Source organism: Leifsonia sp. PS1209 (assembly GCF_012317045.1).
Lineage (GTDB): Bacteria > Actinomycetota > Actinomycetes > Actinomycetales > Microbacteriaceae > Leifsonia.
In genome coordinates this window covers 707,297-734,010 of the sequence record NZ_CP051154.1, presented here as the reverse complement: position 1 = coordinate 734,010, position 26,714 = coordinate 707,297, and the positions used below count along the sequence as shown (strand labels likewise).

Below are 26,714 nucleotides of genomic sequence, written 5' to 3'. Positions count from 1 at the left end.
GACAGTCGTGAGCACTGCGACGAACACCGGCGCCACCACCGGCGGTACAGGCGCGACCATCAAGGCCGCGGTCATCGGACTCGGCTGGGCCGGCCAGCAGCACATGGAGGCGTACGCCACCCTCCCCGGCGTCGAGCTCGTCGCCATCGCCGGCATGGAGGACGGCCCGCGCGCCGAGCTGGGAGAGAAGTACGGCATCACCCGCCTCTACCGCGACTGGCACGAGCTGGTCGAGGACGGCGGCATCGACGTGGTCAGCGTTGCCGTGCCGACGTTCCTGCACGCGCCCATCGCGGTCGGGGCGCTCGAAGCGGGCATCCACGTTCTCAGCGAGAAGCCGATCGCCAGGACGGCCGACGAGGCGCAGGCGATGGTGGATGCCGCCCACGCCGCGAACCGCGTGCTGGAGGTCGCGTTCAACCACCGCCGCCGCGGCGACATCGAGGCGCTCAAGGCCGCGATCGACGCCGGACAGATCGGCCGCCCGTACCACGCACGCGCGATCTGGCTGCGCAGGGCGGGCATCCCCGCGCTCGGCAGCTGGTTCACCAACCGCGAGATGGCCGGAGGCGGACCGCTGATCGACATCGGCGTGCACGTGCTCGACTACGCGCTGCACCTGTTCGGCGAGCCGCGGGTCACGGCCGTGTCGGCCGTCACCCACTCCGAGCTCGGCACCCGCGGCCGCGGCGGTGCTGCGGGCAACAAGCAGGACGTCGGCTCGGCCTACGAGGTCGAGGACCTGGCCAGCCTGCTGCTGCGCCTCGAAGGCGGCGGTTCGATCGTGCTCGAGACGAGCTGGGCGGCATACCGTCCGGCGGGCGATGAGTTCGGCATCACCCTCTACGGCACGGAGGGCGGCGCCGACTTGCGCGTCGTCGACTACGCGCCGGCGGGCGAGCTGACCATCTTCACCGGCGAGGGAGAGGCGACCTCCGACGTGAGCGTCGCCGCCGACCCGGGCCGCGGCCACCTGGCCGTCGTCGAGACGTTCCTCGAGCACGTCGCGGACACCGCGAACTGGGCCGAGTACGACGGCTCGCGTGCCCTCGACCGCGCCCGCGTCATCGACGCGGCGTACGAGTCGGCCCGCCGCAACGCAGAGGTCGTGCTCGAGCCGGCCACGAAGGGAGCATGACCATGTCGGCACTGCGCGTCACCGTCTGGAACGAGGGGGTCCACGAGGCCACCCAGCCGGACATCGCCGCCATCTACCCCACGGGCATCCACGGCGCCATCGCCGACGGCCTGAGCGACCTGCTCGGCAGCGACGTCAGCGTCCGCACCGCGACGCTCGCCGACGAGGAGCACGGCCTCACCGAGGAGGTGCTGGCCGACACCGACGTGCTGCTCTGGTGGGGCCACATCGCCCACGACCAGGTCTCGGACGAGGTCGTGGAGCGCGTCCGCAGCCACGTCCTCGGCGGCATGGGCCTGATCGTGCTGCACTCCGGCCACTTCTCGAAGATCTTCATCCGGATGCTCGGCACGACGTGTTCGCTCGCCTGGCGCAACCCGGAGGGCGGAGAGCGCGAGCTGGTCTGGAACGTCAACCCGACGCATCCCATCGCCGAGGGCGTCGAGCAGCCGATCGTGATCGAGGCGCAGGAGATGTACGGCGAGTTCTTCGACATCCCCACCCCGGACGACCTGGTGTTCATCAGCTCGTTCACCGGCGGAGAGGTCTTCCGCTCCGGCGTCACCTTCACGCGCGGCCGCGGCAAGATCTTCTACTTCAGCCCCGGCGACCAGGAGTACCCGGTGTACTTCCACCCGCAGGTGCGGAAGGTGCTCGCGAACGGCGTGCGCTGGGCCGCCCCTGTGGCGGGCGCGCGGCGCGCGCCCGAGGTGTCCAACCCGGATGCGGGGGTCTGGCCGCGCTAGGTCGCCGATGTGGGGAGCCCGCGGTCATCGTACGATGACCGCGGGCTCCCTGCGTCCCTTTTCAGGGGGTCGGAGGTCCTGGTACGGGGCAGTAGCCGTTGGGCGTCATCACACTGTCAGCGAGTGATTGAGAGCCGCCGATGATCGTCATCGAGGTCACGCCGAGTTCCCTCGCGCTATGGGTGATCTCGATCGGCTGACAGCGCGGCATGGTGACGTAGAGCGGTTCACCGCTTTTCCCTGCGAGGGCGGCCCCGACGAGAGCGTCCGGGAAGTCCCAGCCGGAGGCGAGGTACGCGTGCGCGGCGTTGCCGAATGTATCGGCGATCGCAGCCGACGTTGTGAACCGGTCCCGCCCTGCAACACGCGAGGAGGCAGGAACGATGGACTTGGCGTGAGCGAGAATGCCGTCTGAGACAGCAGCAGGGCCGCCCGCGATGAGGAGTTTGCCCGGCGCGAGCTTCTTCACCGTCGCGACCGTGGCTGCATCGAGCCGATCCGCCTCTCCGTACACAAGCAGAACAGGGCCGCCCGTTGCGGCCGCAGCTGCTCCCGCAGAGAGCGCATCCGGGTAGTCCTTTCCTGTGGCCAGGTACATCGTCGAGACCGGGCCAGTGAAGGTCGCCTCCGCCAGTTGCCGCGAAGTGTCGTAGCGGTCGGCCCCGGCCACCCGGACCACCCGAGCCGCGAGCGACATCATCTGCTTCTCGACGCTGGGCGCGAGTGCAGCCGGGCCGCCGACGAGAACGATCTTCTCGGGCGCGAGCCGCTTGATCTCGGCCGTCGTAACAGCGGGCACCTGGTCCCACTTCGTCAGCAGCACAGGGCCGCCCTGGGTGGCGGCGACCGGTCCCGCCGACAGTGCGTCCGGGAAGTTCACCCCGCTGGTGAGGTAGACGACCGGCGCCGACTTCGGGTAAGCGCTCGTCGAGACGGCGACGGCAGTGGCGAAACGGTCGTCCCCGGCCAAGCGTTCCTTGACGGTCGGCAGAGCTGGGATCTCCGCGTTCGCGGCAGGTGCCGTGAACGCGAGGACAACAGCCCCCGCGATCATCGCGACGGCGATGGGAGTCTTGCGCATTTATCGTTTCCTTTCCATTGTGTTTCTGGGTCTCGCAGGTTCAGCAGATTCGCCCGGCAGCGACATCGGCGTTGAGCGAAGTGGTGCCGCCGATGAGGGTGAGCTGGTTCGCGCCGAGGCGGTCCATCTGCGTCAGCACCTCACGGTTGATGCAATAGCCCGGCGAGAGGAACACCGGAGCCTGCTTCACCGCGGCAAGCGGCGCGGCCACCAGCCCATCCGGGAAGTTCATCCCGTTCACCACGAACACCTGGGGCGTCGCGGTCGGGAAGTAGTTCTTCGCCACCGCCACCGACGTCAGGAACCGGTCGGCGCCCGCCACCCGCTGCGTGTCAGCAACCGACGCCTTCAGCGTCTTCACCGTGCTGTCCGCCACCACAGCCGTGCCGCCCACGACACGAACAGCGGTCGCCTTCAGCGACTTCGCCAGGGCACCGGTCGCCGCGTCCGCCGCGGTCGGACCAGAACTCACCAAAAGCAACGGTGCGCCCCGTCCCGCAGCGCCTGCCCCGCCGGAGAGCGCGTCCGGGAAGGCGTCTCCGGATGCAACGAACGCCACCGACGCGTTCGCGAATGCATAGGACGCCAGCTTCCGCGACGTCTCGTAGCGGTCGACGCCCGATACCCGGACGACCGTCGCGGCCAGCTTCTTCAGTTCCGTGACCACGCCGTCCTTGATCGAAGCCGTCCCTCCGGCAACGATGATCTTGGACGGCTTGAGGCGACTGATCTCCGTCTTCGTCGGCCCCGTCAACGCGGCCCCCTGCGTCAACAGCAACGGACCACCCAGCTTCGCCGCCACCGGCCCGGCCGCCAGGGCATCCGGGAACGACTCCCCGCTTGCCACCACGACAACCGGAGCCGTCGACGGGAACGCTGTGCGCGACACCGCGGCAGAGGACTCATAACGGTCGCCGCCCTGAATGCGCTTCGACGTCAACGCCCCCTTCGACGTGATGGTCTGACACGAACCAGCGGGCGTGAATGTGTCCCGCGGGAAGTTCAACACCGTCATGCAGACCACATGAGAGCCCGCCGAGACATCGAACGTCACGTCGAAGCCGCGGTATGCGTAGTTCGGCAGCTTGTATGCCGTGTTGACATCCGCGCGGTACACGTTGGTGTCGAACTGCTTGACGGTTGTGCCGTCCACCGAGATCCTGACCGTCGCCGCTCTCCACTGATCGGGATCGAACGCCCATCCCGTCGCACGGATTTTGCCCGCGGCTGGAAACTTCAGCGGCTCCAGGACCCCGATCGGCCGCTCGTCCCGTCCCAGGTGGGCGAGACCCGCACGATCCCCATTCTGGAATGTCGCCGAGTCGTAGTTTGAGGAATGCATCACCTGATTCACGCCCTGGAACGGAGTGTCATAGTGCTTCAGCCCGAGCGCGTGACCGATCTCATGGGCCACCACGTGATGCTTGTCTCCGGGTGAGTAACCGTCGACTTCGGGATACATCCATGACTTCGCTGCGGCCACGAGCGCGTCACCGTCCTTGCCACTCGCCCTGACCTGCGGATAGGCGATGGCGCACCCAGCAAAGCCCGCGCCGCAGGGGCTGGAGGGCAAGGTGAAGAAATGGATCTCGTGCTGAGGTGGTACCTCGCTCGACTCGGGGCTCAGCGAGAACTGCCCGGGGGCAATCGTCAGATCGGCGACCCCTGCTGCCCGCAGCTCGTTGGCGATCGCCTGCAGAACCGGACGATATTGCTCCGCCCGTGACGCCGATGCGATCTTCACGGTGAAGCGGTAGGCATTGTCGGCCACATTGGTCAGGAAGCCGCCATTGCCGGTAGCGCCCTCGTACGGAGAGTCCGGAATTCGTTCTCCTGTGTCGAAGTCGTACATCATGAAGTCGTTGGACGCGCCAGCCGACAGAGGCGCGACCCTCTGGCCGGGAACGTCCATCGGCTCACCCTCGGATGGCGCCTCGGTGGAAATCGGCATGGCCGGCGTCTCCTCAGCCCAGGCGGGTGTCACTCCGACACACACCGACGCCATCAGGGTTGCCGCCGTGGCGGCAGCGCCCGCTCTCCACCACCGTCGTCGTTCGGGCTTTCGCATCCCAATCCTTTCTTGGAACCGGCGCGATCTCCGCGCCCGCTCGGTTGTACGGAAACCCACGCTAACGAGTTTGGAATGTTATGTTCTAGTGCTAATATGTTTTGATAACGACTGGCTGATCAGTGGGCCGCGAGCGCGTGCGGCAGACTGTTCCCATGACCACCCGACTCCGCTCGCTTCCCGACCCGCGCCATCCGGACCCGGCAGACGCACCTCCGCTTCGCTGGGGCGTGCTCGCGCCGGGCGGGATCGCCGCCGACTTCACGGATGCGCTGCACGCGCACACACGGCAGCGCGTGGTGGCGGCAGGGTCGCGGTCGGCGGAGCGCGCCGCCGCGTTCGCCGCCGCCCACGGGGTGGAGCGAGCGTACGGCTCGTACGCCGAGCTGGTCGCAGACCCCGACGTGGATGTGGTCTACGTCGCGTCGCCGCACACCCAGCACGCCGAGCACGCCCTGCTGGCCATCGCGGCGGGCAAGAGCGTCCTGGTGGAGAAGCCGCTCGCGGCCGACGCGGAGGACGCCCGGCGCATCGAGCGGGCGGCGAAGGCGGCGGGCGTGTTCGCGATGGAGGCGATGTGGACGCGCTACCTGCCGCAGACCGACATCATCCGGCAGCTGCTCGACGACGGCTCGCTCGGTGACGTGCGCGTGGTGACCGCCGACTTCGGCGGCAGCGCGCGCTTCGACCCGGCCAGCAGGCTCTTCGACCCCGCCCTCGGCGGCGGCGCGCTCCTCGACCTCGGCGTGTACGTGGTCTCCTGGGCGTCGTTCGCGATCGGCCGCCCGGCCGGGATCATCGCGGCCGGCACGCTCGCGTCCACCGGCGTCGACGAGCAGGCGTCGCTCATCCTGTCGTCGGTGACCGGCGCGCAGGCGCTCCTCAGCACCGGCCTGCGCGCGGCGACCCCGTCGCTCGCGACGATCTGCGGGTCGGAGGCGCGCGTCGAGACCGGCAGCCCGTTCTGGTCGGCGAGCGGCCTGCGCTTCGTGCAGGGCGGCGACGTGCTCAGCTGGGACGACCCCTACGGGCGGCCGGGCAGGCAGGGCATGTCGTACGAGGCCGCTGCGCTCGCCCGCTACGTGACGGAGGGGCTGACCGACTCTCCCCTGCATCCACTGGTCGAGGCGGTACAGACCGTGGAGACCATCGACGAGGCGCGCCGCCAGCTCGGCGTCGCTGGCGTGGGGTCGAGCGCGGGGGCGTGATGCGAGAGAGAATGGACGGGTGCTCGATCCTGTCCTGACCCGTCCAGCCTCTCTCGTCGACCTGCGGCCGGCCGAGGTCGTTCAGGCGGAGGCAGTGCAGGCGGAGCTCGAGTTCCAGCTCGAAGCACCGGATGCCGACCGCGTGTACCGCGGGCACCTCAGCAGGGTCGTCGCCCACTCCAGCGACAGGGTCGCCTGGCTGCGCGCCCGCAGCCGCGGGATCACCGCGACCGACGTGGCGAAGCTGTCCACGCCGCGCTCGGTGCAGTCCGCGGCGTACGACAAGCTGCACGGCACCGGATTCTCGGGCAACATCTACACGCAGCACGGCCGCACCCGCGAGCCCGAGATCGCCGCCTGGGTTGCGGCCACCCACGGCATTCACCCCTCGGATGCTCTCTACCACTCCGAGCGAGAGCCCCGCTTCCTGGCGACACCGGATGGGCTGACCGTGCGGGCCAGCGGCACCATCGAGCTCGCGGAGATCAAGACGACGAACAAGCCGTTCCGCAGCATCCCGCGCAACTACCTGCGGCAGATCTGGTGGCAGCAGTTCGTGCTCGGCGCGGAGCGCACCCTCTTCGTCTGGGAGCAGCACTCCGGGTTCGTCCCGCTGCACGAAGAACCGGAATGCCGGTGGGTGGACCGCGACGACGCCGAGATCAGGAAGCTCGTCGCACTCGCGGGCGACCTCATCGACGCCCTGCGCCGCGCGACCAGCCCGCAGCCGTCCTGAGCTGCCAGCCCGCCTACTCCGCCAGCACCGGAACGCGCACCAGCGTCAGCGAGTAGATCGCCAGCCACGCGATGGCCACCGTCGTCCCGATCAGCTCCAGCCACGCTCCGACATCCGTGGCGACGTGCACGATCGCGAGCAGTCCGCCCACGATGGTGATGCCCGCCACCGCGAAACAGCTCACCAGCGAGAACCGCGCCACCCTGGGCACCGTGGAGGCGAACGCCACCTGCAGCATCGCGTAGCAGGCGGCCCCGAAGCCCAGCACCGCCGTCACCGTGTGCACGAGGTCCTGCACCGTCGACCGCGGATCGGCGAGCGGCACGGGGCACGCAGCCGTGCAGGTGATCTGCGACGCCACGACGAAGCAGATCGCGGCGAACCCGAGCGTCACGGCGGGCGCCCACCGGTTCAGCAGCCGCACCGACGACCGGATGTGCCCGCTCGCCAGTGCGATCGAGAAGCCGCCTGCCGCGATGCACAGCAGCGCGACGGCGAACGGCTGAGCGGTCGGCGCGCCCTGAGCGCCGAGCTCGCTGACGTAGACCGGGTACGGCACGGTGAGCCGCGCCGCCCAGATGATGGTGAGCCCGCCGAGCACCGAGATGGTGCCGAGCGCGAGCAGCACGGGCACCGCTCGCTGCCAGCCGCGCGCGAGCAGCGGTGCCGCGAACGGTTGGCGCACGACACGCAGCAGTCTGCTCACGAGGAGCATCCTAACCAGACGCCGCCTGGAAACGTCCTGGGGGTATCCGAAACGCACTGTTCATACGTGGTGACGCCGCCGAAACACCCGCGAATCATTGACGGGCTTGACTGAAGAGCAGCCGATGAGGGGACGACGAATGCAGAAGACGATGCGGGCCGCACTGCTCGCCAGGCCCGGCGACGCCGACGAGCTGCGGATCGGCGAGACCGCGACGCCCGACAGGGTGAACGCGGAGTTCCTGGTCAAGGTCGTCGCCGCGAGCGTGAACCCGATCGACGCCAAGACCAGGGCCGGGCGCGGCGTGTTCGGCGCCATCCGGGACCTGCCCGCCGTGCTCGGACACGACTTCAGCGGTGTGGTCGTCGAGTCGCCGTATCGCGCACATCCCATCAAGCCCGGCGACGAGGTGTTCGGGATGGTGATGGTCCCCCGGTTCGGTGGGACATACGCGGAGTACGTCTCGGTGCCGAGCCTCAGCGTCGTCCGGAAGCCGTCGACCCTGTCGCACATCGAGGCGGCCGGCGCCCCGCTGGCCGCACTCACGGCGTGGGGCATGGTGGTCGAGGTGGCGAAGGCGCACGAGGGCCAGCGGATGCTCATCCACGCGGGCAGCGGCGGCGTCGGTCACTTCGCCGTGCAGTTCGCCTCGTACTTCGGCGCGCAGGTCACGGCCACCGCATCCGGTGCGAACGTGTCGTGGCTGCGCTCGCTCGGCGCGTCCTCCGTCATCGACTATGAGACCACCCGGTTCGAGGATGTCGCCGGCGAGATGGATGTGGTCATCGACCTGGTCGGGAACGTGCACGACGACACCGGCAGCCGCTCGCTGGCGGTCCTGCGCCGTGGCGGCCTCATCGTCAACGCGCCCACCGGCAGCTGGCCGACCTTCGAAGAGGATGCGGCGGCGGCCGGGGTGAGGGGCACCGACTACAAGGTCGCACCGGACGGCAACACCCTCGCCGTCATCGCCAGGCTGCTCGAATCGGGAAACGTCCGCGTGCACGTCGACAAGATCTTCGCGCTCGACCAGATCGCCGACGCCCACCGAGCGATCGAATCCGGCCACACCCGCGGCAAGATCGTGGTCAAGGTGGCCGAGGGCTGACGAACCCCGCTCGCTAGAGCGGCCGCTCCATCACCCAGTCGTCCTCCAGCCGGTCGCCCACCAGGAACTGCTTGGAGCCGACCCGCTCGAACCCGTGCTTGGCGTAGAACTTCTGCGCTCGCGCGTTCTCCTCGTTGACGCCCAGCCACATCCCGGATGCACCGGCCTGCGCCGCCGCCGCGAGGCTCGCCTCCATGAGCCCACCGGCCACCCCTGCGCCGTGGTGGCCAGGCAGCACGTAGCACTTGCTCAGCTCACTGGACGGCCGGATGCGGATGGCCGCGCTCACGTCGGAGTCCGTCGGCTCCCCCAAGTTCACCATCGTGTATCCGATGGCCTCGACGACGCCGTCCGCGTCCTCCTCCTCGGCCACCAGCAGCACGCGGGCGTCGTCGGCGAGGTACTCCGTGAACTTCTCCTCGGAGAGCATGGTGGCGACGAACGCCGCCTTCGCCTCCTCGGTGGTGTGCGGAGGGCAGGCGAGCGGGAAGGTCACGGCGGCGACGGAGGCGAGGCCCCGCGCATCCCGTGCCTCTGCGGAGCGGATGGTGACGGTCACCCGCCCCACTCTACTGAAACGGCCGGCCACCCCAGAAGGGGCGACCGGCCGTTCCGTGCGGTGCAGGCGCTAGTGGCGCCCCGCCGCGACGAGGGACAGCAGGTTGAACGTCACACCGCCGAGGCCGGTGACGTCGTCGTAGCCCTTCGCGGTCTTCAGCGTGGTGTCCTGATCGAAGGACACCAGGTAGCTGTTGCCGCTGGTGGCGCTGGTGTACGCAACGGCCTGCGTCGGGTTCTGCGGCACGACGTCGCGGAACGCGTTCGGCAGGATGCGCTTGATGCCGTACAGCGTCGGGTTCGCGAACCCGATCGACGTGTGCGTCGCCTGCTGGACGATCGCGATCTGAGCCGCCACGATCGGAGACGCCAGCGAGGTTCCGCCGTATGTCTCGTTCACGTAGTCGCCCGTCTCGAGGGTCGTGTCGTCGATGATCGGACGGATGCCGATCGAGAACCCGGTGTACGGGTCGGCGAGGGCAGCGACATCCGGTGAGACGCGGTGCCCGTTCGCCAGGGCGGCGGGCACGGCGTTCTTCTGGTAGTCGGGCTGCGCGAACACGGCGCTCACGCCACCGCCGGCACCGCCGACGAACCGCGTGCCCGGGAGGGGCTGCGCGTATGCAAGCGAACCGTCCGCGTTCTTGACGATCTGGTCGACGGTGTCACCCCAGCCGGTCTCGTACGCGATCTTGCCGTTCTTGTCGATGCCGAGGCTCGTGCCGCCCACCGACGTCACCCACGGGGAGGATGCGGGGAAGTCGGGCGACGCGTATCCGAGGTTCGCGACCTCGTCGCCGTTGTCACCGCTCGAGAAGTACAGGCCGATGCCCTCGCCCGCCGCCTGCAGCTGCAGGTTGACCTCGCCCTGGATCACGTCGGCGGGGACAGCCTCACCCACGTTGCCGTAGCTGTTGCTCACGATCGTGGCGAGCTTGTTGTCGAGGATCTTCGACATGGCGACGTCGAGGCCACCGCTGCAGTCCGTGCCACCCACGTACAGGATGCGCGCGCCCGGTGCGATGCCGTGGACGGACTCGACGTCGAGCGTCTGCTCGCCCTGCCATCCGCTCGGCTGCTGGCACAGCTCCTGGTCGGTGAACTCGCTCGGCTTCGGCACCAACTGCTGGTAGTTCGAGTTGGTGAGGCCGGGCTCGCCGTACTGCTGCGAGTACGAGTTGACGTCCTTCACGATGGACGGGCTCGCGTACGCGTCGATGATGGCGACGGTCTGTCCCGAGCCGTTCACGCCGCGCTTGCTCAGCGAGTCGAGGCCGTATGCCGAACGGAGCTGCGCCGGCGTGTATCCGCAGTTGTACGTGCCGTACTGCGTCTGGCCGTTGTAGCTCGGCGGAACGGTCACGACGTGCTCACCGGTGTAGTGCGAGCACGGGGTCACCACGACGGGGGCGGCTGCCGCCTTGCGGCTCAGCTGCGGAGTGCCGGATGCGCCGAGGTCGCCCTGCTTGATCGAGTCCGGCTTGGTCAGCGTGCGCGACTGCTCGATGCTGATGCCGGACACCTTGGTGCCGACCGCGGCGGGCAGCGACGGTGCACTGGTCGGCGCGACGAGCTTCTTGCCCGCGTAGTCGAACGAGTGCAGCGACGTGCCGAAGATCGAACCGAGCTGGTCCGGCGTGCCGCGGAAGACCACGTACTGGCGGCTGGCGGGAACGGCCGTGATCGACAGGCCGGCCGTCTTCAGGAAGCTGACGACAGCATCCGTGTCCGCCTGGGTCGGCGAGAACCGGTTGATCCACTGGCTCGGGCTGAGCGCCTTGCGGAAGCCCAGGTTGACCGGATTCGAGACGGCCTTCGCGAGCGCCTCGGCGCCTCGCTGGTCGCGCAGGGGGAGGTAGATCTCGCCCTGCACTGTCTGGTCCGTCGGGGCGGCTCCTGCATCGTTGGCTGCAGTCGCCCAGCTCGGTACGGAGTCGGCGAAAGTGACCCTGTCGGCCGCATTCGCTGCTCCGGTCCCCGCCATCGACAACGCCACCGCGGCGGCCGCGGTGGCGATGATTCCGACGGTCCTTTTGTGGAGGACTCGTCTGGTGGTGCGAGTTGTCATGAAGTTGATCCTTACTCGACAGTGAGCGGCGCGCGGCGCGCGCCAATCGCGAGAGTAGACCCATGAGTTCTACCGCCACAAGAGGGGTAGACAGTTCTGTTGCAAAGTTTTACACGGATGAAAGATGATCACGCGTAAACGACGAAAAGGCCGCCTCCGGAAACCGGAGACGGCCTGATCGAACGATTCGGTCGCTGCCTAGATGGCGTTGACGTCCAGCGGGATGCCCGGGCCGAACGTGGTCGACACAGCGCCCTTCTGAACGTAACGGCCCTTCGAGGAGGACGGCTTGAGACGCATGACCTCTTCGAGAGCGGCCTTGATGTTCTCGTCGAGCTGCTCGGCGGTGAAGGCCGCCTTGCCGACGACGAAGTGCACGTTGGCGTGCTTGTCGACGCGGAACTCGATCTTTCCACCCTTGATGTCGGAGACGGCCTTGGCCACATCCGGCGTCACGGTGCCGGTCTTCGGGTTCGGCATCAGACCACGCGGGCCGAGCACCTTGCCGAGACGGCCGACCTGGCCCATGAGCTCCGGGGTGGAGACAGCCGAGTCGAAGTCGGTGTATCCACCGGCGACCTTCTCGATGAGCTCGGCGCCGCCGACCTCGTCTGCGCCTGCTGCGATGGCGGCCTCAGCGGCCGGGCCCGTCGCGAACACGACGACGCGAGCCGTCTTGCCGGTGCCGTGAGGAAGAATGACGGTACCGCGGACCATCTGGTCCGCCTTGCGGGGGTCGACGCCGAGCTTCAGCGCGACCTCGACGGTCGAGTTGAAGTTGCTGGAACCGGTCTCGCGAGCGAGCGAGACAGCCTCAGTGGGGGTGTAGAACTTTCCGGCCTCGATCTTCTCGGCCGCGGCCCGGTAGGCCTTTGACTTGTGTGCCATGTGGTTTCTCCTGTCGAGAATGTGGTGCGAGCCTGGCCGGCTCTGCCACGGATGTGTCTGTGGAGGACGAGGGCTTACGCCTCGACCGTGATGCCCATCGAACGGGCGGTGCCTGCGATGATCTTCGACGCTGCGTCGATGTCGTTCGCGTTCAGGTCGACCATCTTCTGCTCGGCGATCGCGCGCACCTGCTCCTGGGTCAGCTTGCCGACCTTGGTGGTGTGCGGGACGCCGGAGCCCTTGGGGACGCCTGCGGCCTTCTTGATGAGCTCGGCAGCCGGCGGCGTCTTGAGGACGAACGTGAACGAACGGTCCTCGTAGACGGTGATCTCCACCGGGATGACGTTGCCGCGCTGCGACTCGGTCGCCGCGTTGTACGCCTTGCAGAACTCCATGATGTTGACGCCGTGCTGACCCAGCGCCGGACCGATCGGCGGGGCGGGGTTGGCGGCGCCGGCGTTGATCTGAAGCTTGATCAGACCAGTGACCTTTTTCTTCGGTGCCATGTTTCTTCCTTCTTTGTGTATTCGAGCATCCGGGATCTCATCCCGAACGGCTCTCCCGGTTTCTCGGCCTGTCCGAGATCCGGTGATTGAGAAAACTGAGGGTGGGTCGCTCTTATTCCGTTAGAGCTTGGTGACCTGGTCGAAGCTGAGCTCGACCGGGGTCTCACGCTCGAACAGGGAGACGAGGACAGTGAGCTTGCCGCTCTCCGGCTTGATCTCGCTGATCGAACCCGGCAGGCCCGCGAACGAGCCTTCCTTGATCGTGATGGTCTCGCCGATCTCGAAGTCGACCTCGGCGGGGATGACGCGCTGCGCGGCCTTCTGGCCCTTCGCAGCACCCTTGGCCGGAGCCGCTTCGACCTGCACGAGGCTCTTCAGCATCGAGAAGGCCTCTTCGAAGCGCAGCGGGGTGGGGTTGTGCGCGTTGCCGACGAAGCCGGTGACGCCCGGCGTGTGCCGGACGACGGACCAGCTGTCCTCGTTGAGGTCCATGCGCACGAGCACGTAGCCCGGGATGCGCACGCGGTTGACCATCTTGCGCTGGCCGTTCTTGATCTCGACGACGTCTTCCATCGGAACCTGGACCTCGAAGATGAAGTCCTCCATGTTCATGGAGACCATGCGGTTCTCGATGTTCGACTTCACGCGGCGCTCGAACCCGGCGTACGAGTGGATGACGTACCACTTGCCGATCTTGCTGCGCAGCTCGGCGCGGAACTCCTCGTAGGGGTCGGTCGCTGCCTCGTCCTCGTCTTCGACGGCTTCGAGAGCGGCTTCCGCCTCCTGCTCGTCGTCGACCTCGAGGGCCTCGTCGACGGCGCGGTCGGCCTCGGGGTCGACGGCTTCCGCCATCGCGTCGAGGACGGCGTCCAGGTCGATCTCGGTTCCGTCTTCTGCGACCACGTGCAGAGCTTCGTGCTCTGCGGCGTCGACGGATTCCTCGTCGCGGGCCAGAACGTTGCCGGTCTGCGCCTCATCGTCTTCGGAGGACTGCTCGGCTGCGGTCGCCCAGTCCACGTCGTCGCGATTTGTCTCAGACACTGAATTCATTCCATTTCTGTCGGTAGCCGGTCGATCCGCCCTCTGCTGGGGCCGTGACACGGGCGTTGGGTCAGGACGGGTTTCCGAAGACCCAGACGACGCCGAGCCCGAAGACCCAGTCGAGCAGGGACACGAGCGCCATCATGATCACCACGAAGACGAGAACAACTCCGGTGTAGCTGAACAGTTCTTTGCGCGTCGGGGTGACGACCTTCTTCAGTTCGCCGATGACCTGGCGGATGAACAGAGCGATCCGTGCGAAGGGTCCACGCTTTGCGGCGCGGTCCTTCTTCGCGTTGGCGACGATTTCCTCGCTCGGCTCGTCGATAACTTTTCGGGCCACCTTGTTACACCTTTCGTGGGTCGTCACCTGAAGTGACGACTTGCAGGGCGGACAGGACTCGAACCTGCAACCTGCGGTTTTGGAGACCGCTGCTCTACCAATTGAGCCACCGCCCTATGAAAGCGAAATCGCTGAGCGTTCCCGCGCACACCTTCCCGACCAGGCTAGCCGATCACACTCGGAGATTTCTCTGCGAGCGAGGCAGTTCCGCCGGCGGACCTCAATCGAAAAAGGGCGCAAAAAAGCTTGGCAGATTTCAACTACCGCGACCAAGTGTATGTGACCCGGAGCGGACTGTAAAGTTGGGCCCCGTGACCGCACAGCAGCGCATTTCGACACGCATCGCATCCATCGCCGAGTCAGCCACCCTCAAAGTGGATGCGAAGGCCAAGGCCCTCAAAGCGCAGGGTAGGCCTGTGATCAGCTATGCGGCGGGCGAGCCGGACTTCGTGACCCCGCAGAACATCGTGGACGCCGCCATCTCGGCCGTCGAGGACCCGCGCAACTACCGGTACACCCCGGCCGCCGGGCTCCCCGAGCTGCGCGAGGCGATCGCGGAGAAGACGCGCAGGGACTCCGGGTTGGATGTGCCCGCATCCGGTGTCGTGGTCACCAACGGAGGCAAGCAGGCGGTCTACCAGGCGTTCGCGACCCTGCTCGATCCGGGAGACGAGGTGCTCGTCCCCACCCCGTACTGGACCACGTACCCCGAGGCGATCAAGCTGGCCGGCGGAGTGCAGGTGGACGTGTTCGCCGGGGCGGACCAGGGCTACCTGGTGACGGTCGACCAGCTCGAAGCCGCACGCACCGAGCGCACCAAGGTGCTGCTGTTCGTCTCTCCGTCGAACCCGACCGGCGCGGTGTACCCGCCGGAGCAGGTCGAGGAGATCGGCCGCTGGGCCGACGAGCACGGCCTCTACGTGATCGCAGACGAGATCTACCAGAACCTCACGTACGACGGCGTGAAGGCCGTCTCGATCGTGGACGCCGTCCCCGCTCTGGCCGACCGCACCATCCTGGTCAACGGCGTCGCCAAGACGTACGCGATGACCGGCTGGCGGGTGGGCTGGATGGTCGGCCCCTCCGACATCATCGCCGCGGCGGCCAACCTGCAGTCGCACCTGTCGTCCAACGTGTCCAACATCTCGCAGCGCGCGGCGCTCGAAGCCCTCACCGGAACGCAGGAGCCCGAGGAGCAGATGCGGCTCGCGTTCGACAGGCGTCGGCGCACGATCGTGTCCGAGCTGAACGCCATCGACGGCATCCTCACCCCGACGCCGCAGGGTGCGTTCTACGTCTATCCGGATGTGTCCGGCCTGCTCGGCAGGACCTGGGGCGGCGTGACGCCGACAACGTCGCTGGAGCTGGCCGACCTCATCCTGGACCAGGCGGAGGTCGCGACGGTTCCCGGAGAGGCGTTCGGGCCGTCCGGCTACCTGCGGCTCTCGTACGCGCTCGGCGACGACGAACTACTCGAAGGCGTGCGTCGCCTCCAGCGCCTGTTCGCCGCACCGGATGCGTGAGATGCCGCTAACTGTCGCGGATCCCGGGCGATTCGCAACAGATAGTGGAGTCTCGCGCTAGAGGAGGCTAGAGGAGCTTGCGCTCCAGCGCCCAGGCCGTGAGCTCGTGGCGGGACGACAGCTGCAGCTTGCGCAGCACGGCGGAGACGTGCGTCTCGACGGTTTTGATCGAGATGAACAGGTCGGCCGCGACCTCCTTATAGGAGTAGCCGCGGGCGATCAGCCGCATCACCTCGCGCTCGCGGGCGGAGAGCCTGTCGAGCTCCTCCGTCGACTCCGCCTGCTCCCCCGCCGCCGCGCCGAACGCGTCGAGGACGAAACCGGCCAGTCTGGGAGAGAACACCGCGTCCCCGCCGGCGACGCCGACCACCGCGTCGCTCACCTGGCCGCCCGAGCTTCCCTTGGTGAGATAGCCGCGCGCACCGGCCCTGATGACGCCGACCACGTCCTCCGCGGCGTCGGACACGCTCAGCGCGAGGAACCGGGTGTCCGGGCACTCCGCGATGGTCTTGCGCACCACCTCGGCTCCCCCGCCACCCGCTCCGCCGGGCAGGTGCACGTCGAGGAGGACGACGGCAGGGCGTGTGGCCAGGATCGTGGCGACCGCCGCTTCCACGTCGGCCGCCTCGCCGACCACGGAGAGGCGGTCGTCGAGGTCGGCGCGCAGGCCGGAGCGGAAGATCGAGTGGTCGTCGACGATCACCACGGTGATCGGGTTCGGGGCGGCGGGTGCCGGCTGGTCGGTGTGGTCTGTCATGGTGCCTCGTTCGCGTACTCGATGCTCAGCTGGACTTCGGTGCCGGTTGGCCGGGAGGTGACGGTCGCATGCCCGCCCGCCCTGCGCATCCGGCCGATGATGGACTCGCGGACGCCGAGCCTGCCCTCCGGCAGCGCATCCACGTCGAACCCGGGGCCGCGGTCCCTGATGAACACGTCCACTCCGCCCGCCCGGCTCTCCACGTAGACGGACACGTCGCCGCCCGCGTGCCTGGCCGCGTTGAGCATGGCCTCCCTGGCAGCGGCGGCGAGCTCGTTCGGTGCGTGCTCGACGGGCTCGCCGACGGCGACGACATCGATGTGCACCGGATGGTCGACCTCCAGGGCGGCAGCGGTGGCCCGCAGCTCGGAGGCGAGGTCGCGCACCTGCGCATCCCGGTCGTCCGCGGCGTCCGCATAGAGCCACTCGCGCAGTTCGCGCTCCTGGGCGCGGGCGATCCTGGCGACCTCGCTCGACGCTCCCGCCCTGTTCTGGATGAGCGCGAGAGTCTGCAGCACGGAGTCGTGCAGGTGCGCGGCGATCTCCGCACGCTGCTCCTGCTTGATGCGCGCTGTGCGCTCGGCGATCAGCTCGCGCCACAGCCGCAGCGCCCACGGGCCGACGAGCACGGCGGCGCCCGCGAACGTGGAGGCGATGATCCCGAGCCACAGCCAGCCCGTGCCCGCCTGGTCGACCAGCGAACTCAGCGCGATGGCGATGACCACGAGGAAGGCGCCGGCGGCGATGCGCAGCGTGCGGGAAGTGGCCGGCGTGCGGGCGACGTCGCCGACATCGACCAGCTGATCCCAGGCCACACAGGCGACCGCCAGCAGGATGCTCGCGCCGATCGCCGCGAGCAGGCCGAACGGGGAGGACCCCGCCGCGGCCAGGGCGACGGCCGAGATGCCGGCGACCCCGGACACCCCGAGCAGCAGCCACGCGACGGGGATGCGGCGCACGACGCGTTCCTGCGGGTCGGCCACGGTCGCCGGGCGCAGCGGCGTGAGCGCCCACAGCCACAGATAGAGGAGGACGCCTGCGCCGCCGATCAGCGCGAGGGCGACGAACAGCCAGCGCACCATCGTGACCGACCAGCCGAGGTGATCGGCGAGCGCGACGCTCACCCCGCTCAGCTCGCAGGTCCGCGGGCGCGCCAACGGAACCCGCGGAGGGCGTGCTGGCGCGCTTCGAGGCGCGAACGTGTCGGTCACGGTGAAATCCAAGCAGACTCGGCCCATCCCCGACACCCCGGCCGCGACGAATCAGGGATGACTCAGGGTGATACCCGATACCGGCGAACCCGCCGCCGACGCCAGGATCGAAGCATGTCACAGCATGACTCGACCACACCTCCCCCACCCGGCACGCCCGGTGCGCCCTACGGCGGACCGACCAGCGGCCTCTCCGGGCGCGGGACCACGTTCTTCACCTGGATGCGCGGCCTCGGCATCGTGCGCACAGAAGGCTGGCTCGGCGGCGTCTGCGCCGGTGTCGCCAACCGCATCGGCATCGACCCGCTGATCGTGCGCGGCATCGTCGTCGTCGCCGCGATCCTCGGCGCGCCGATGCTGCTGATCTACGCAGCGGCGTGGGCGCTCCTGCCGGACAGGGAGAACCGCATCCACCTGCAGCGGCTGTTCGACGGCGACTTCCAGCCGGCCATCGTCGGCATCGGGGTGCTCGCGCTGCTTTCCCTGCTGCCATGGGCGCCGGGGATCTGGTGGGCGGACGGCGGGTTCTGGGGGTCGCCGTCGGTCGGCGACGTGATCGGGCGAGTGGTCTGGACGCTGATCGTGCTCGCGCTGATCGCCGGGCTGATCGTCTGGGCCGTGCGCGGCAACTGGGGGCGGAATGCGTGGAGCGCCAACCACGGGACCGGCACGGGGGCCGGGAGTGGTGCAGGCGCGGGGGCGTCATCGTCGGGGGCTGCCGCTGCTGGTGGCGTGGCCGGTGGCGTGGCCGGTGCGGCGGGGGCGCCAGGGCCGGGCGTGTGGACCGCCGATGCTGCTGGCACGGCGACGGGACCGGAGACCTCGGCGGACGCGTCCGGGGCCGCTTCCACCACCACGTCGGCACCGGATGCGGCGGGCGCACCGGATGCGCCGGGTGCACCGGATGCGGCGGACACCGTTCCGCTCGACTCCGCGGCCGACGCCACAGAGGCCGACGCCTCGGCGACCAAGCCGCTGCTCGACGTCACCGCCGAGCCGACCGAGCCGCCTGCACCGACCGTCGGCGCCTCGCAGGAGGACGTGGACGGCTGGCGCACCAGGCACGCCAGCTGGCAGGCCGAGCACGCGCAGTGGAAGGCCAGGCTCGACGAGGACATGCGCGCCGTCAAGCGGCAGCGCGCCGCGGAGATGCGCGCTCAGGCGTCCGTCGCGACCGCGGAGGCGGCCGCGCAGCGCAGGGCGTACCGGGCGGCGAACCCGCGGATCGGTGCCGCGTTCGGCTGGGCGACGATCGGGCTCGCCCTGGTGGCCGCCGCCATCGTGTCCGCCATCTGGGAGCCGACCACCGGCTTGACCGGTTACGGCGTGACCGCCGCTCTCGCCGCTGCCACCCTGGTCTTCGGCGTCGCGACGCTGATCGCCGGGTTGGCCAGGAGGCGCAGCGGGTTCCTGATCTTCCTCGGCATCCTGCTCGCCGTGGTCACACTGGTGACGGCGTGGGTGCCGCGCAGCGGTCAGATCGTCTTCGACGGAGCCTGGCTGAGACCGACGGGGAACGCTCAGTACGCTCAGCCGTTCGGTGACACGACGATCGTCTTCGAGGATGCTCTCGAATCCCACCGCGGGACTCCGGTGGTCGACTTCGCCAAAGGCGGGGGCACCACCACCCTCATCCTCGGTGCGGACACGACGGTCTCCATCGTCGCGACCACCCGCGGCCAGGGGATCTCGGTGGGCGACGCCGACGGAGGCAGCACCGAGCACACCTGCACGACGTCCGACGACGACCGGCTCTGCACCGTGGACCTGATGGTCGAGCCGTCGAAGAAGGCGGACGCGATCGTCCGCGTCCAGCAGTTCGACCAGGTGGTCGTCCAGCAGAACACCGAGGAGGTCGCACGATGAGCGAGACCGGCAACACAGCAGGCACCAACGCCGACAGCACCCCGACGGTCGTGTTCGGCCAGGGGCCGGGGTGGGGCGCGCAGCCGCAGCCCAGCGCATCCCGTGGCCCGGCGCAGATCCGCTGGGGCGGGGTGGTCTGGGGGGTCATACTCATCGCCTTCGCCGGCGGCACCCTCGCCGTGCTCTCCGCCCGCGACCGACTGATCGCCGCGCAGGTGTGGTTCGCGTCCCTCACGCCAGCGAGCGCGTGGGCTCTCGGCCTCGCGGTCGCCGGCGGGATCATCGTGGTGCTCGCCGTTCTCGGCGGAGTGAGGAGCGCTCAGCGCCGCCGCCGGGCATGATGGGTGGATGAGCGCTCGTCCCCTCGGAGGTCCAGCCGTCGTCGTCCGTGACCTGCGGAAGTCGTACGGTCCGTTCGAGGCCGTTCGAGGGGTCAGCTTCGACATCGAGCAGGGCGAGACCTTCGCCCTGCTCGGTCCCAATGGGGCGGGCAAGAGCACCACCATCGAGATCCTCGAGGGCTACCGGGATCGCAGCTCGGGCGAGGTGAGCGTGCTCGGCGTCGACCCACACCGCGGAGGGTCGGAGTGGAAGGCGCGACTCGGGATCGTCCTGCAGTCCGGCGGGGAGGCCGCCGATGTGACGGTGCGCGAGCAGGTGGCGCACTTCTCGCGCTTCTACCCGGCCAGGCGGGATGTTGACGAGCTGATCGCGGCCGTCGGGCTCGCGGAGAAGGCGAAGGTGCGCATCCGGAACCTGTCGGGTGGTCAGCGACGACGACTGGATGTGGCGCTCGGCGTGATCGGGCGGCCGGAGCTGCTGTTCCTGGACGAGCCGACCACCGGGTTCGACCCCGAGGCGCGGCGCGAGTTCTGGCAGCTGATCCGCGACCTCAAACGCGAAGGGACGACGATCCTGCTCACCACCCACTACCTCGACGAGGCCGCGCAGCTGAGCGACAGGGTCGCGGTGATCGCACGCGGCGAACTGATCGACATCGGAGCGGTCGACACCATCGGAGACCGAGCGGCGCGTATCCCGATCGTGCGGTGGCGGGATGCGGACGGGCGGCTGCGCGAAGAGCGCACGGACGCGCCGGCGGCGGTGGTCGCCCGGCTGACCGCCGAGGTGGGCGGCGAGCCGCGGGACCTCGAGGTGATCCGGCCGAGCCTGGAGGACGTGTATCTGGGGTTGGTGCAGGCGGCGGAGTCGTCGGCGTCCAGTGCTGCTGGGTCGGCGTCTGCCGGGTCGGAGTCCGCAGCATGAGGACGCTTCCGCTCGGCGTCGTCCGCATCCGGTACGAGGTGCTCACCTACTTCCGCCAGGCCGACACCATCTTCTTCACCTTCCTCTTCCCCGTTGTCATGCTCGGGATCTTCTCCGTCGCGTTCCAGGGCCTCGGCAAGGTGGGCGCGGCCCCGGACGGCTCTGGCGGCATCAGCCAGGCCGCCTACTACCTGCCCGGCATGATCGCGGCGGGCATCCTGCTGAGCGGCGTGCAGAACCTCGCCGTCGACATCGCCGTGGAGAAGAGCGACGGCACCCTGAAACGCCTCGGCGGCACCCCGCTGCCCGTCGTCTCGTACTTCATCGGGAAGATGGGGCAGGTGATCGTCACGAGCATCCTGCAGATCGCGCTGCTGCTGGTGATGGCGAGGGTGTTGTTCGGCGTCGAACTTCCGACCGAGCCGGAGCTGTGGCTGCGGTTCGCGTGGATCTACGCGCTGGGCATCGTGACGTCGGCCGTGCTCGGGATCGCGCTGTCCGCCGTGCCGCGCACCGGAAAGAGCGCGACGGCCGTGATCATCCCGATCGTGCTCGTGCTGCAGTTCATCTCCGGCGTGTACCTGGCGTTCAACCTGCTGCCGGAGTGGCTGCGCAACATCGCGAGCATCTTCCCGCTGAAGTGGATCGCGCAAGGGATGCGCAGTGTGTTCCTGCCCGCATCGTTCGAGTCGCAGGAGCCGAGCGGCAGCTGGCAGCTGGGGTGGATGGCCGTCGTTCTGCTGGTCTGGCTGGTCGCCGGGCTGCTGGCGTGCCGGCTGACGTTCCGTTGGATCAGGAAGGACGGCGCCTGACGGGCGCGACGCGCGCGTTGTCCACACCCGCGAGTTCTCCACCGATCTTCGCCCCCTGGGCCTCGGCGTCGGTGCTCTCTGGAACGATGAGTCCATGAGCACCACCAGCACCACACGAGACCAGGCCGTCGACACCCTCCGCGCCTTGGTCGGCGATTCACAGGCCGACTTCCACGACGGGCAGTTCGAGGCGATCTCCGCGCTCGTCGACGACCGTCGGCGCGCCCTGGTGGTGCAACGGACGGGCTGGGGCAAGTCGGCGGTGTACTTCGTCGCCACGATGGTGCTGCGCTCCCGGGGCGCCGGCCCCACCATCCTGGTGTCCCCGCTGCTCGCGCTCATGCGCGATCAGGTGGCGGCGGCCGAACGCGCGGGGGTGAGGGCTGTCACCCTCAACTCCGCAAACCGCCACGAGTGGGACGACGTCTCTCAGCGCCTCCGCGACGACACAGTGGATGCGCTGCTCGTCTCCCCCGAGCGGCTCAACAACCCGCAGTTCCGCGACGAGTTCCTGCCAGACCTCATCGCCCGCAGCGGCCTGCTGGTGATCGACGAGGCCCACTGCATCTCCGACTGGGGCCACGACTTCCGGCCGGACTACCGGCGGCTGCGCGACCTCATCGCCACGATGCCGGACGGCGTGCCCGTGCTCGCCACCACGGCCACCGCCAACGAACGCGTGGTGGCCGACGTGGCGGAGCAGATGGGAACGGGCAGTCACGAAGACGTGCTCACCATCCGCGGGCCGCTGGCCAGGCGCTCGCTGCGCCTCGGCGTGCTCACGCTGCCGGATGCCGGCGCCCGGCTCGCCTGGCTGGTCAGCAACCTGGAACGGCTGCCGGGCAGCGGCATCGTCTACGCCCTCACGGTGTCCGCTGCGGAGGACACCGCTCGCCTGCTGCGGCAGGCCGGGCACGAGACATACGCGTACACCGGCCAGACCGATACGGCGGAGCGCGAAGACCTGGAAGGGCGGCTGAAGCGCAACGAGGTGAAGGCGCTGGTCGCCACGAGCGCACTCGGCATGGGGTTCGACAAACCCGACCTCGGCTTCGTCGTGCACCTCGGCGCCCCGTCCTCGCCCGTCGCCTACTACCAGCAGGTCGGCCGCGCCGGGCGTGCCACGGAGAACGCCGACGTGCTGCTCCTGCCCGGGCAGGAGGACAGGGCGATCTGGGACTACTTCGCCACCGCATCCATGCCGTCGGAGGCGAAGGCGGACGCCGTGCTCGGCGCGCTGCACTCCGAGCCGCAGTCGACCCGCGCACTGGAGAGCCAGGTCGACCTCAGGCCGTCCACGCTCGAACTGCTCCTGAAGGTGCTCGACGTGGATGGGGCCGTCAAGCGCGTCGCGAAGGGCTGGATCAGCACGGGCACGCCGTGGACATACGACCGGGAGCGGTACGAGCGGATCGCCGCCGCGCGCACCGCGGAGCAGCAGTCGATGCTCGATTACGAGTCCACCGGCGAGTGCCGCATGATGTTCCTCCAGCGCGCGCTCGACGACCCGGATGCTCAGCCATGCGGTCGCTGCGACAACTGCGCGGGCGCCTGGTATCCGGCCGCGATCAACGACTCGGCGAGCTCGTCGGTGGCGTCCGCTCTCGACAGGGTCGGGGTCGAGATCGAACCGCGCAAGCTGTGGCCGACGGGTGCTGACCGGCTGGGCGTGCCGGTGAAGGGCAAGATCGGACAGGACGAGCAGCTGGAGCCGGGGAGGGCGCTCGCCCGGCTCACCGACCTCGGCTGGGGCGGCCCGTTGCGCGAACTGCTCGGGCCGGGAGCCGTCGACCAGCCGTGCCCTCCCGCGCTGCTGGCCGCGTGCATCCGGGTGCTGGCCGACTGGAACTGGGCGGAGCGCCCGGCCGCGGTGGTGGCGATGCCGTCTCGCCGCCGTCCGCAATTCGTGCAGTCGCTGGCGCGTGGCTTCGCCGACGCCGGGCGGCTCCCGTTCGCCGGCACGCTCGACCTGGTCGACGGCGGTCCGTCCGGCGAGGCCGGAGGAAACAGCGCGTTCCGTCTGTCGTCGGTGTGGAACCGCTTCTCCGCCGACGCGTTGGACCTGCCCCAGGGCGTGCCGGTGCTGCTCGTGGACGACCTGGTCGACAGCCGCTGGACGATCACGGTGGCCGGGCGCACGCTGCGGCAGGCTGGCGCGTCTGCCGTGCTGCCGTTCGCGGCCGCGCTGCGGGCGTGATGCGCGCGGGCCGGGTGGTCGCGGGTGCCCTGGCCGTCGGCGTGGCGGGCGCGGCCGCTGTCCTCGCGTGGGCGGAGCTGCTGCACTGGCGGGCGTCGCGGCGCGGGGTCGACCGTCCGGGCGTTCGGGTTCCGCGGTTGCAGGCGGTCGTCGTCCTCGGCTTCCGGAACCGGGGGCGCCGCGCCAACGCCGTGAATCGCTACCGGGTGCGTGCGGGGTTGCGGTCGCTCGATCCGCGGGCGCAGCGGAGCGTGCTCGTGCTGTGCGGCGGTGCCGTGGGCGGCGAGGTCCCCGAGGCCGTGCTGATGGCGCGTTACGCCCGCGAGAGCCGCCGATACACGGGCGCGATCCTGCTCGACACGGAGAGTACGACCACCTGGGAGAACCTCCGCAACGCCATCCCTCTGATCGAGGACGCGGACTCCATCGCCATCGTGTCCAACTCTCTGCACGCCGAGAAGGGGCGCAACTACCTGCGCGCGCTGCGTCCCGACCTAGGCGCGAGGCTGCGCCGGGCGGAGGACTACCGGTTCGGCGAGATCGCCCTGGTGAAGCCGGTCGCCGCCGTCGCCGGGATCAGAGCGAGACGCCGAGCAGCACGGGCTCCGGATGCAGGATGACGCCGAACTCGGACTGCACGCGGGCCTGGACGTACGACGCCAGCTGGGTCACGTCGGCGGCCGTCGCTCCCCCGCGGTTGGTGATCGCCAGGGTGTGCTTGTCGGAGATAGCCGCCCGGGAGCCGGGGAGCGAGAAGCCGCGGCGGATGCCGGACTGCTCGATCAGCCACGCGGCGCTCAGCTTCACCACGTACGGGCCGCCTGCCAGGCCCGGGATGTCGCCGGGCCACACGCCGCCGCCCTCCTGGTCGGGCGCTGCGAGGCCGAGCACGCGGTCGGGCTCCGGAGGCGTCACCGGCCAGCGCGGTGCCGTGGCCGGAAGCGAGCGGGCGAAGTTCTCGGAGACGATCGGGTTGGTGAAGAACGAGCCGGCGCTGACCGAGTCCTGGTCGCCCGGGTCGAGCACCATGCCCTTGGATGCGCGCAGGGCGAGCACGGCGCGGCGCAGCTCGGCGACCGGCACCCGGGAGCCGAGGGCGACGCCGAGAGTATCCGCCAGCTGCGCGTACGCGATCGGGGCGCTCATCGGCGCTCCGAAGCCGCCGGGCTGGTTGCCGTCCTCCAGCTCGAGGTCCACGGACAGCACCACCCCGCGCATCCCCTGCTTCAGCACGGAGGTGCGGTAGCCGAGGCGCAGGTCGGAGCTGGTCATGGTGCGCAGCTCGCCGGTGCTCGCGTCGAGGAACTCGATGCCGGCGAGCGCAGACTCCAGCTCCTGGCCGTACGCGCCGATGTTCTGCACGGGCGCTGCTCCCGTCGAGCCGGGGATGCCGGAGAGGGCTTCGATGCCCGACCAGCCGTTCCTGACCGTGTGGGCGACCAGCGCATCCCATGGCTCCCCAGCCTGCACCCGCAACCGGATGCGTCCGGCCGGGGCGTCGAGGCGGTCGATGCCGCGGGTGACGACGTGGATGATCGTCCCGTCGAACCCGTCGTCGCTCGCGACCGTGTTGGAGCCGCCGCCGAGGAGCGCCCACTCGTCGCCGTCACGCCACACGTCGAGCGCGGTCGCGACCAGCTCGTCGCGGGTGGACGGTTCGAGCAGGCGTTCCGGCACGCCTCCCACCTGCAGGGTGGTGAGCGTGGAGAGGGCGGGGGTCTGGTCTGACATCAGGCGAACGAGACGCGGACCTGCGCCTTGCCGAGCACGGTGCTGCCGTCGAAGGTCACGGTGAGGTCGATGCGGGCGGCCCGCGACTCCGCATCCAGCTGGCCCACCTTGGCCACGACGGAGACGTCGGCGCCGTCGGCAGGGTCGACGACCACGGGCCGGGTGAACCGCACCTGGTAGTCGGCGACGCTGGCGGGGTCGCCCGCCCAGTCGACGACGGGCTGCACCGCGAGCCCCATGGTGAGCATCCCGTGCGCGATGACGCCAGGAAGGCCCACCGAGGTGGCGATGTCGTCGCGGTAGTGGATGGGGTTGAAGTCGCCGGATGCGCCCGCGTAGCGCACGAGGTTGTCGCGCGTCAGGTGGTAGCTCTGCTCGGCGACGACGTCACCGACGGAGAGGGTGTCGAACTCGGGCATCACTCGTCTCCTCGAACGACCAGGGTGGATACGGCGGTGACGACGTGCTCGCCGGACGCGTCGACGATGACGGACTCCGCCGTGACCATCGAGTGCGCGCCGAGCGACTTGACGCTCGTGACCGTCAGCGTCGCGGTGAGCTCGTCACCGGCGACGACCGCGCGCGTGTAGCTGAACCGCTGGTCGCCGTGGACGACCCTGCTGAAGTCGATGCCGGCATCCGGCTCGGCCAGCAGCTGGGCGAGGGTCTGCTCCTGCACGACCACCGGGAACGTCGGCGGCGCGACCAGGTCGGCGTGACCGGCGGCGCGCGCGGCCTCCACGTCGACGTTGATCGGGTTGGTGGCGAGGACGGCCCGCGCGAACTCGCGGATCTTCTCGCGCCCGACAAGATAAGGACTAGTCGGGGCGAACGTCCGCCCCTGCAACTCTGGGTTCACTGCCACCCGCCTATTCTACGGAAGCGGCGCGCGGCCCCCGCCGCGCAGACAAACGCCCCCCGCCGCGCACGTACCGCCGCGCAGACAAAGAAGAACCCCGGCGGCCGAAGCCGTCGGGGTTCTCGTGCTGGTGCTGCTGCCTACTGGCAGCTGTCGCACTGCAGCAGATCCATGGGGTCGACGGGAACCGAGTAGCCGCCAACACTGTCGCTTTCGTAGTCCATGATGGCCTCCCCTAGAAGTCTCGTTGTGCTCCGCATCTTGCGGTGTTCACCCACTATATAACCCGAATGACAC

26 protein-coding genes and 1 tRNA gene are annotated in these 26,714 nt (G+C 69.3%); 12 read left to right on the top strand and 15 right to left on the bottom strand.

What is annotated here, in order from left to right; all coding sequences use genetic code 11:
- Positions 1-7 precede the first annotated feature (7 nt).
- Together HF024_RS03620 and HF024_RS03615 are read left to right on the top strand one after the other, a co-directional pair.
- Entirely contained in the window at positions 8-1,138 is a 1,131-nt protein-coding gene (locus HF024_RS03620; RefSeq protein ID WP_281727830.1) for a Gfo/Idh/MocA family oxidoreductase, read from the top strand.
- Positions 1,135-1,884, top strand: a complete 750-nt coding sequence (locus HF024_RS03615; RefSeq protein ID WP_168688671.1) for a ThuA domain-containing protein — start codon at positions 1,135-1,137, stop codon at positions 1,882-1,884. Before HF024_RS03620 ends, HF024_RS03615 begins: the two co-directional genes overlap by 4 nt.
- Before the next feature lie 61 nt (positions 1,885-1,945).
- On the opposite strand, the gene HF024_RS03610 is transcribed toward HF024_RS03615, so the two are convergent.
- Positions 1,946-2,965, bottom strand: coding sequence for a cell wall-binding repeat-containing protein (locus tag HF024_RS03610; RefSeq protein ID WP_168688670.1), 1,020 nt, complete (start codon positions 2,963-2,965; stop codon positions 1,946-1,948).
- 40 nt (positions 2,966-3,005) lie between these two features.
- Entirely contained in the window at positions 3,006-4,916 is a 1,911-nt protein-coding gene (locus HF024_RS03605; protein ID WP_168688669.1) for a cell wall-binding repeat-containing protein, read from the bottom strand.
- A 272-nt stretch (positions 4,917-5,188) separates the two neighbouring features.
- Between HF024_RS03605 and HF024_RS03600 the strand changes: the two genes are divergently transcribed.
- Both HF024_RS03600 and HF024_RS03595 read left to right on the top strand, forming a co-directional pair.
- On the top strand, positions 5,189-6,241 hold the full coding sequence (locus HF024_RS03600; RefSeq protein ID WP_168688668.1) for a Gfo/Idh/MocA family oxidoreductase: 1,053 nt from the start codon (positions 5,189-5,191) through the stop codon (positions 6,239-6,241).
- Positions 6,242-6,383: 142 nt separating this feature from the next.
- Positions 6,384-6,977 carry a YqaJ viral recombinase family protein gene (locus HF024_RS03595; RefSeq protein WP_168690753.1) on the top strand — a complete coding sequence of 198 codons (594 nt, stop codon included), beginning with the start codon at positions 6,384-6,386 and terminating at the stop codon, positions 6,975-6,977.
- Between the two features lie 13 nt (positions 6,978-6,990).
- Here the strand turns inward: HF024_RS03595 and HF024_RS03590 are convergent, their stop codons facing one another.
- Positions 6,991-7,683 carry a DUF998 domain-containing protein gene (locus tag HF024_RS03590; protein WP_168688667.1) on the bottom strand — a complete coding sequence of 231 codons (693 nt, stop codon included), beginning with the start codon at positions 7,681-7,683 and terminating at the stop codon, positions 6,991-6,993.
- 139 nt (positions 7,684-7,822) lie between these two features.
- On the opposite strand from HF024_RS03590, the gene HF024_RS03585 reads away from it, so the two are divergent.
- The gene (locus tag HF024_RS03585; RefSeq protein WP_168690752.1) at positions 7,823-8,791 is read left to right on the top strand and encodes an NADP-dependent oxidoreductase; all 969 of its coding nucleotides are present in this window, start codon (positions 7,823-7,825) and stop codon (positions 8,789-8,791) included.
- Between the two features lie 13 nt (positions 8,792-8,804).
- Here HF024_RS03585 and HF024_RS03580 read toward each other — a convergent pair whose 3' ends face one another.
- The 7 genes from HF024_RS03580 to HF024_RS03550 form a co-directional block, all read right to left on the bottom strand.
- Positions 8,805-9,350 (bottom strand): GNAT family N-acetyltransferase, encoded by a 546-nt coding sequence (locus HF024_RS03580; RefSeq protein WP_168688666.1) that lies wholly within the window; start codon positions 9,348-9,350, stop codon positions 8,805-8,807.
- Between the two features lie 69 nt (positions 9,351-9,419).
- Complete coding sequence (locus HF024_RS03575) at positions 9,420-11,417, bottom strand: S53 family peptidase (protein WP_247597288.1); 1,998 nt, start codon at positions 11,415-11,417, stop codon at positions 9,420-9,422.
- 198 nt (positions 11,418-11,615) lie between these two features.
- Positions 11,616-12,305 carry a 50S ribosomal protein L1 gene (gene rplA, locus HF024_RS03570; RefSeq protein WP_085371201.1) on the bottom strand — a complete coding sequence of 230 codons (690 nt, stop codon included), beginning with the start codon at positions 12,303-12,305 and terminating at the stop codon, positions 11,616-11,618.
- Between the two features lie 74 nt (positions 12,306-12,379).
- The gene (rplK, locus tag HF024_RS03565; RefSeq protein ID WP_055890341.1) at positions 12,380-12,811 is read right to left on the bottom strand and encodes a 50S ribosomal protein L11; all 432 of its coding nucleotides are present in this window, start codon (positions 12,809-12,811) and stop codon (positions 12,380-12,382) included.
- 120 nt (positions 12,812-12,931) lie between these two features.
- On the bottom strand, positions 12,932-13,852 hold the full coding sequence (gene nusG, locus HF024_RS03560; protein WP_085371202.1) for a transcription termination/antitermination protein NusG: 921 nt from the start codon (positions 13,850-13,852) through the stop codon (positions 12,932-12,934).
- A gap of 70 nt (positions 13,853-13,922) precedes the next feature.
- The gene (secE, locus tag HF024_RS03555) at positions 13,923-14,195 is read right to left on the bottom strand and encodes a preprotein translocase subunit SecE (protein ID WP_085371203.1); all 273 of its coding nucleotides are present in this window, start codon (positions 14,193-14,195) and stop codon (positions 13,923-13,925) included.
- Positions 14,196-14,238: 43 nt separating this feature from the next.
- Positions 14,239-14,311, bottom strand: a tRNA-Trp gene (locus tag HF024_RS03550).
- 195 nt (positions 14,312-14,506) lie between these two features.
- On the opposite strand from HF024_RS03550, the gene HF024_RS03545 reads away from it, so the two are divergent.
- A complete protein-coding gene (locus tag HF024_RS03545) occupies positions 14,507-15,718 on the top strand; it encodes a pyridoxal phosphate-dependent aminotransferase (RefSeq protein ID WP_168688665.1) in 1,212 nt (403 codons plus the stop codon).
- Positions 15,719-15,785: 67 nt separating this feature from the next.
- Here HF024_RS03545 and HF024_RS03540 read toward each other — a convergent pair whose 3' ends face one another.
- Together HF024_RS03540 and HF024_RS03535 are read right to left on the bottom strand one after the other, a co-directional pair.
- The gene (locus HF024_RS03540) at positions 15,786-16,475 is read right to left on the bottom strand and encodes a response regulator transcription factor (RefSeq protein ID WP_168688664.1); all 690 of its coding nucleotides are present in this window, start codon (positions 16,473-16,475) and stop codon (positions 15,786-15,788) included.
- A complete protein-coding gene (locus tag HF024_RS03535; protein ID WP_168688663.1) occupies positions 16,472-17,713 on the bottom strand; it encodes an ATP-binding protein in 1,242 nt (413 codons plus the stop codon). The genes HF024_RS03540 and HF024_RS03535 overlap by 4 nt, the downstream gene beginning before the upstream one ends.
- 87 nt (positions 17,714-17,800) lie before the next feature.
- Between HF024_RS03535 and HF024_RS03530 the strand changes: the two genes are divergently transcribed.
- The 6 genes from HF024_RS03530 to HF024_RS03505 all read left to right on the top strand — a co-directional run bounded on the left by HF024_RS03530 (position 17,801) and on the right by HF024_RS03505 (position 24,447).
- On the top strand, positions 17,801-19,552 hold the full coding sequence (locus HF024_RS03530) for a PspC domain-containing protein (RefSeq protein ID WP_168688662.1): 1,752 nt from the start codon (positions 17,801-17,803) through the stop codon (positions 19,550-19,552).
- Entirely contained in the window at positions 19,549-19,893 is a 345-nt protein-coding gene (locus HF024_RS03525) for a hypothetical protein (protein WP_168688661.1), read from the top strand. The genes HF024_RS03530 and HF024_RS03525 overlap by 4 nt, the downstream gene beginning before the upstream one ends.
- Positions 19,894-19,900: 7 nt before the next feature.
- Positions 19,901-20,818 (top strand): ABC transporter ATP-binding protein, encoded by a 918-nt coding sequence (locus tag HF024_RS03520; protein ID WP_168688660.1) that lies wholly within the window; start codon positions 19,901-19,903, stop codon positions 20,816-20,818.
- Complete coding sequence (locus HF024_RS03515) at positions 20,815-21,630, top strand: ABC transporter permease (protein ID WP_168688659.1); 816 nt, start codon at positions 20,815-20,817, stop codon at positions 21,628-21,630. Before HF024_RS03520 ends, HF024_RS03515 begins: the two co-directional genes overlap by 4 nt.
- Positions 21,631-21,724: 94 nt before the next feature.
- Positions 21,725-23,827: a RecQ family ATP-dependent DNA helicase gene (locus HF024_RS03510; RefSeq protein WP_168688658.1), complete on the top strand. Its 2,103-nt coding sequence runs from the start codon at positions 21,725-21,727 to the stop codon at positions 23,825-23,827.
- Positions 23,827-24,447, top strand: a complete 621-nt coding sequence (locus HF024_RS03505; RefSeq protein ID WP_168690750.1) for a YdcF family protein — start codon at positions 23,827-23,829, stop codon at positions 24,445-24,447. Before HF024_RS03510 ends, HF024_RS03505 begins: the two co-directional genes overlap by 1 nt.
- On the opposite strand, the gene HF024_RS03500 is transcribed toward HF024_RS03505, so the two are convergent.
- The 3 genes from HF024_RS03500 to HF024_RS03490 are packed head-to-tail and all read right to left on the bottom strand — an operon-like array spanning position 24,404 to position 26,423.
- Entirely contained in the window at positions 24,404-25,558 is a 1,155-nt protein-coding gene (locus HF024_RS03500) for a UDP-N-acetylmuramate dehydrogenase (RefSeq protein ID WP_168688657.1), read from the bottom strand. The genes HF024_RS03505 and HF024_RS03500 overlap by 44 nt on opposite strands.
- Complete coding sequence (locus HF024_RS03495) at positions 25,558-25,977, bottom strand: MaoC family dehydratase (RefSeq protein ID WP_085368625.1); 420 nt, start codon at positions 25,975-25,977, stop codon at positions 25,558-25,560. Before HF024_RS03495 ends, HF024_RS03500 begins: the two co-directional genes overlap by 1 nt.
- Positions 25,977-26,423 (bottom strand): MaoC family dehydratase N-terminal domain-containing protein, encoded by a 447-nt coding sequence (locus HF024_RS03490; protein WP_085368626.1) that lies wholly within the window; start codon positions 26,421-26,423, stop codon positions 25,977-25,979. The genes HF024_RS03495 and HF024_RS03490 overlap by 1 nt, the downstream gene beginning before the upstream one ends.
- Positions 26,424-26,714 lie beyond the last annotated feature (291 nt).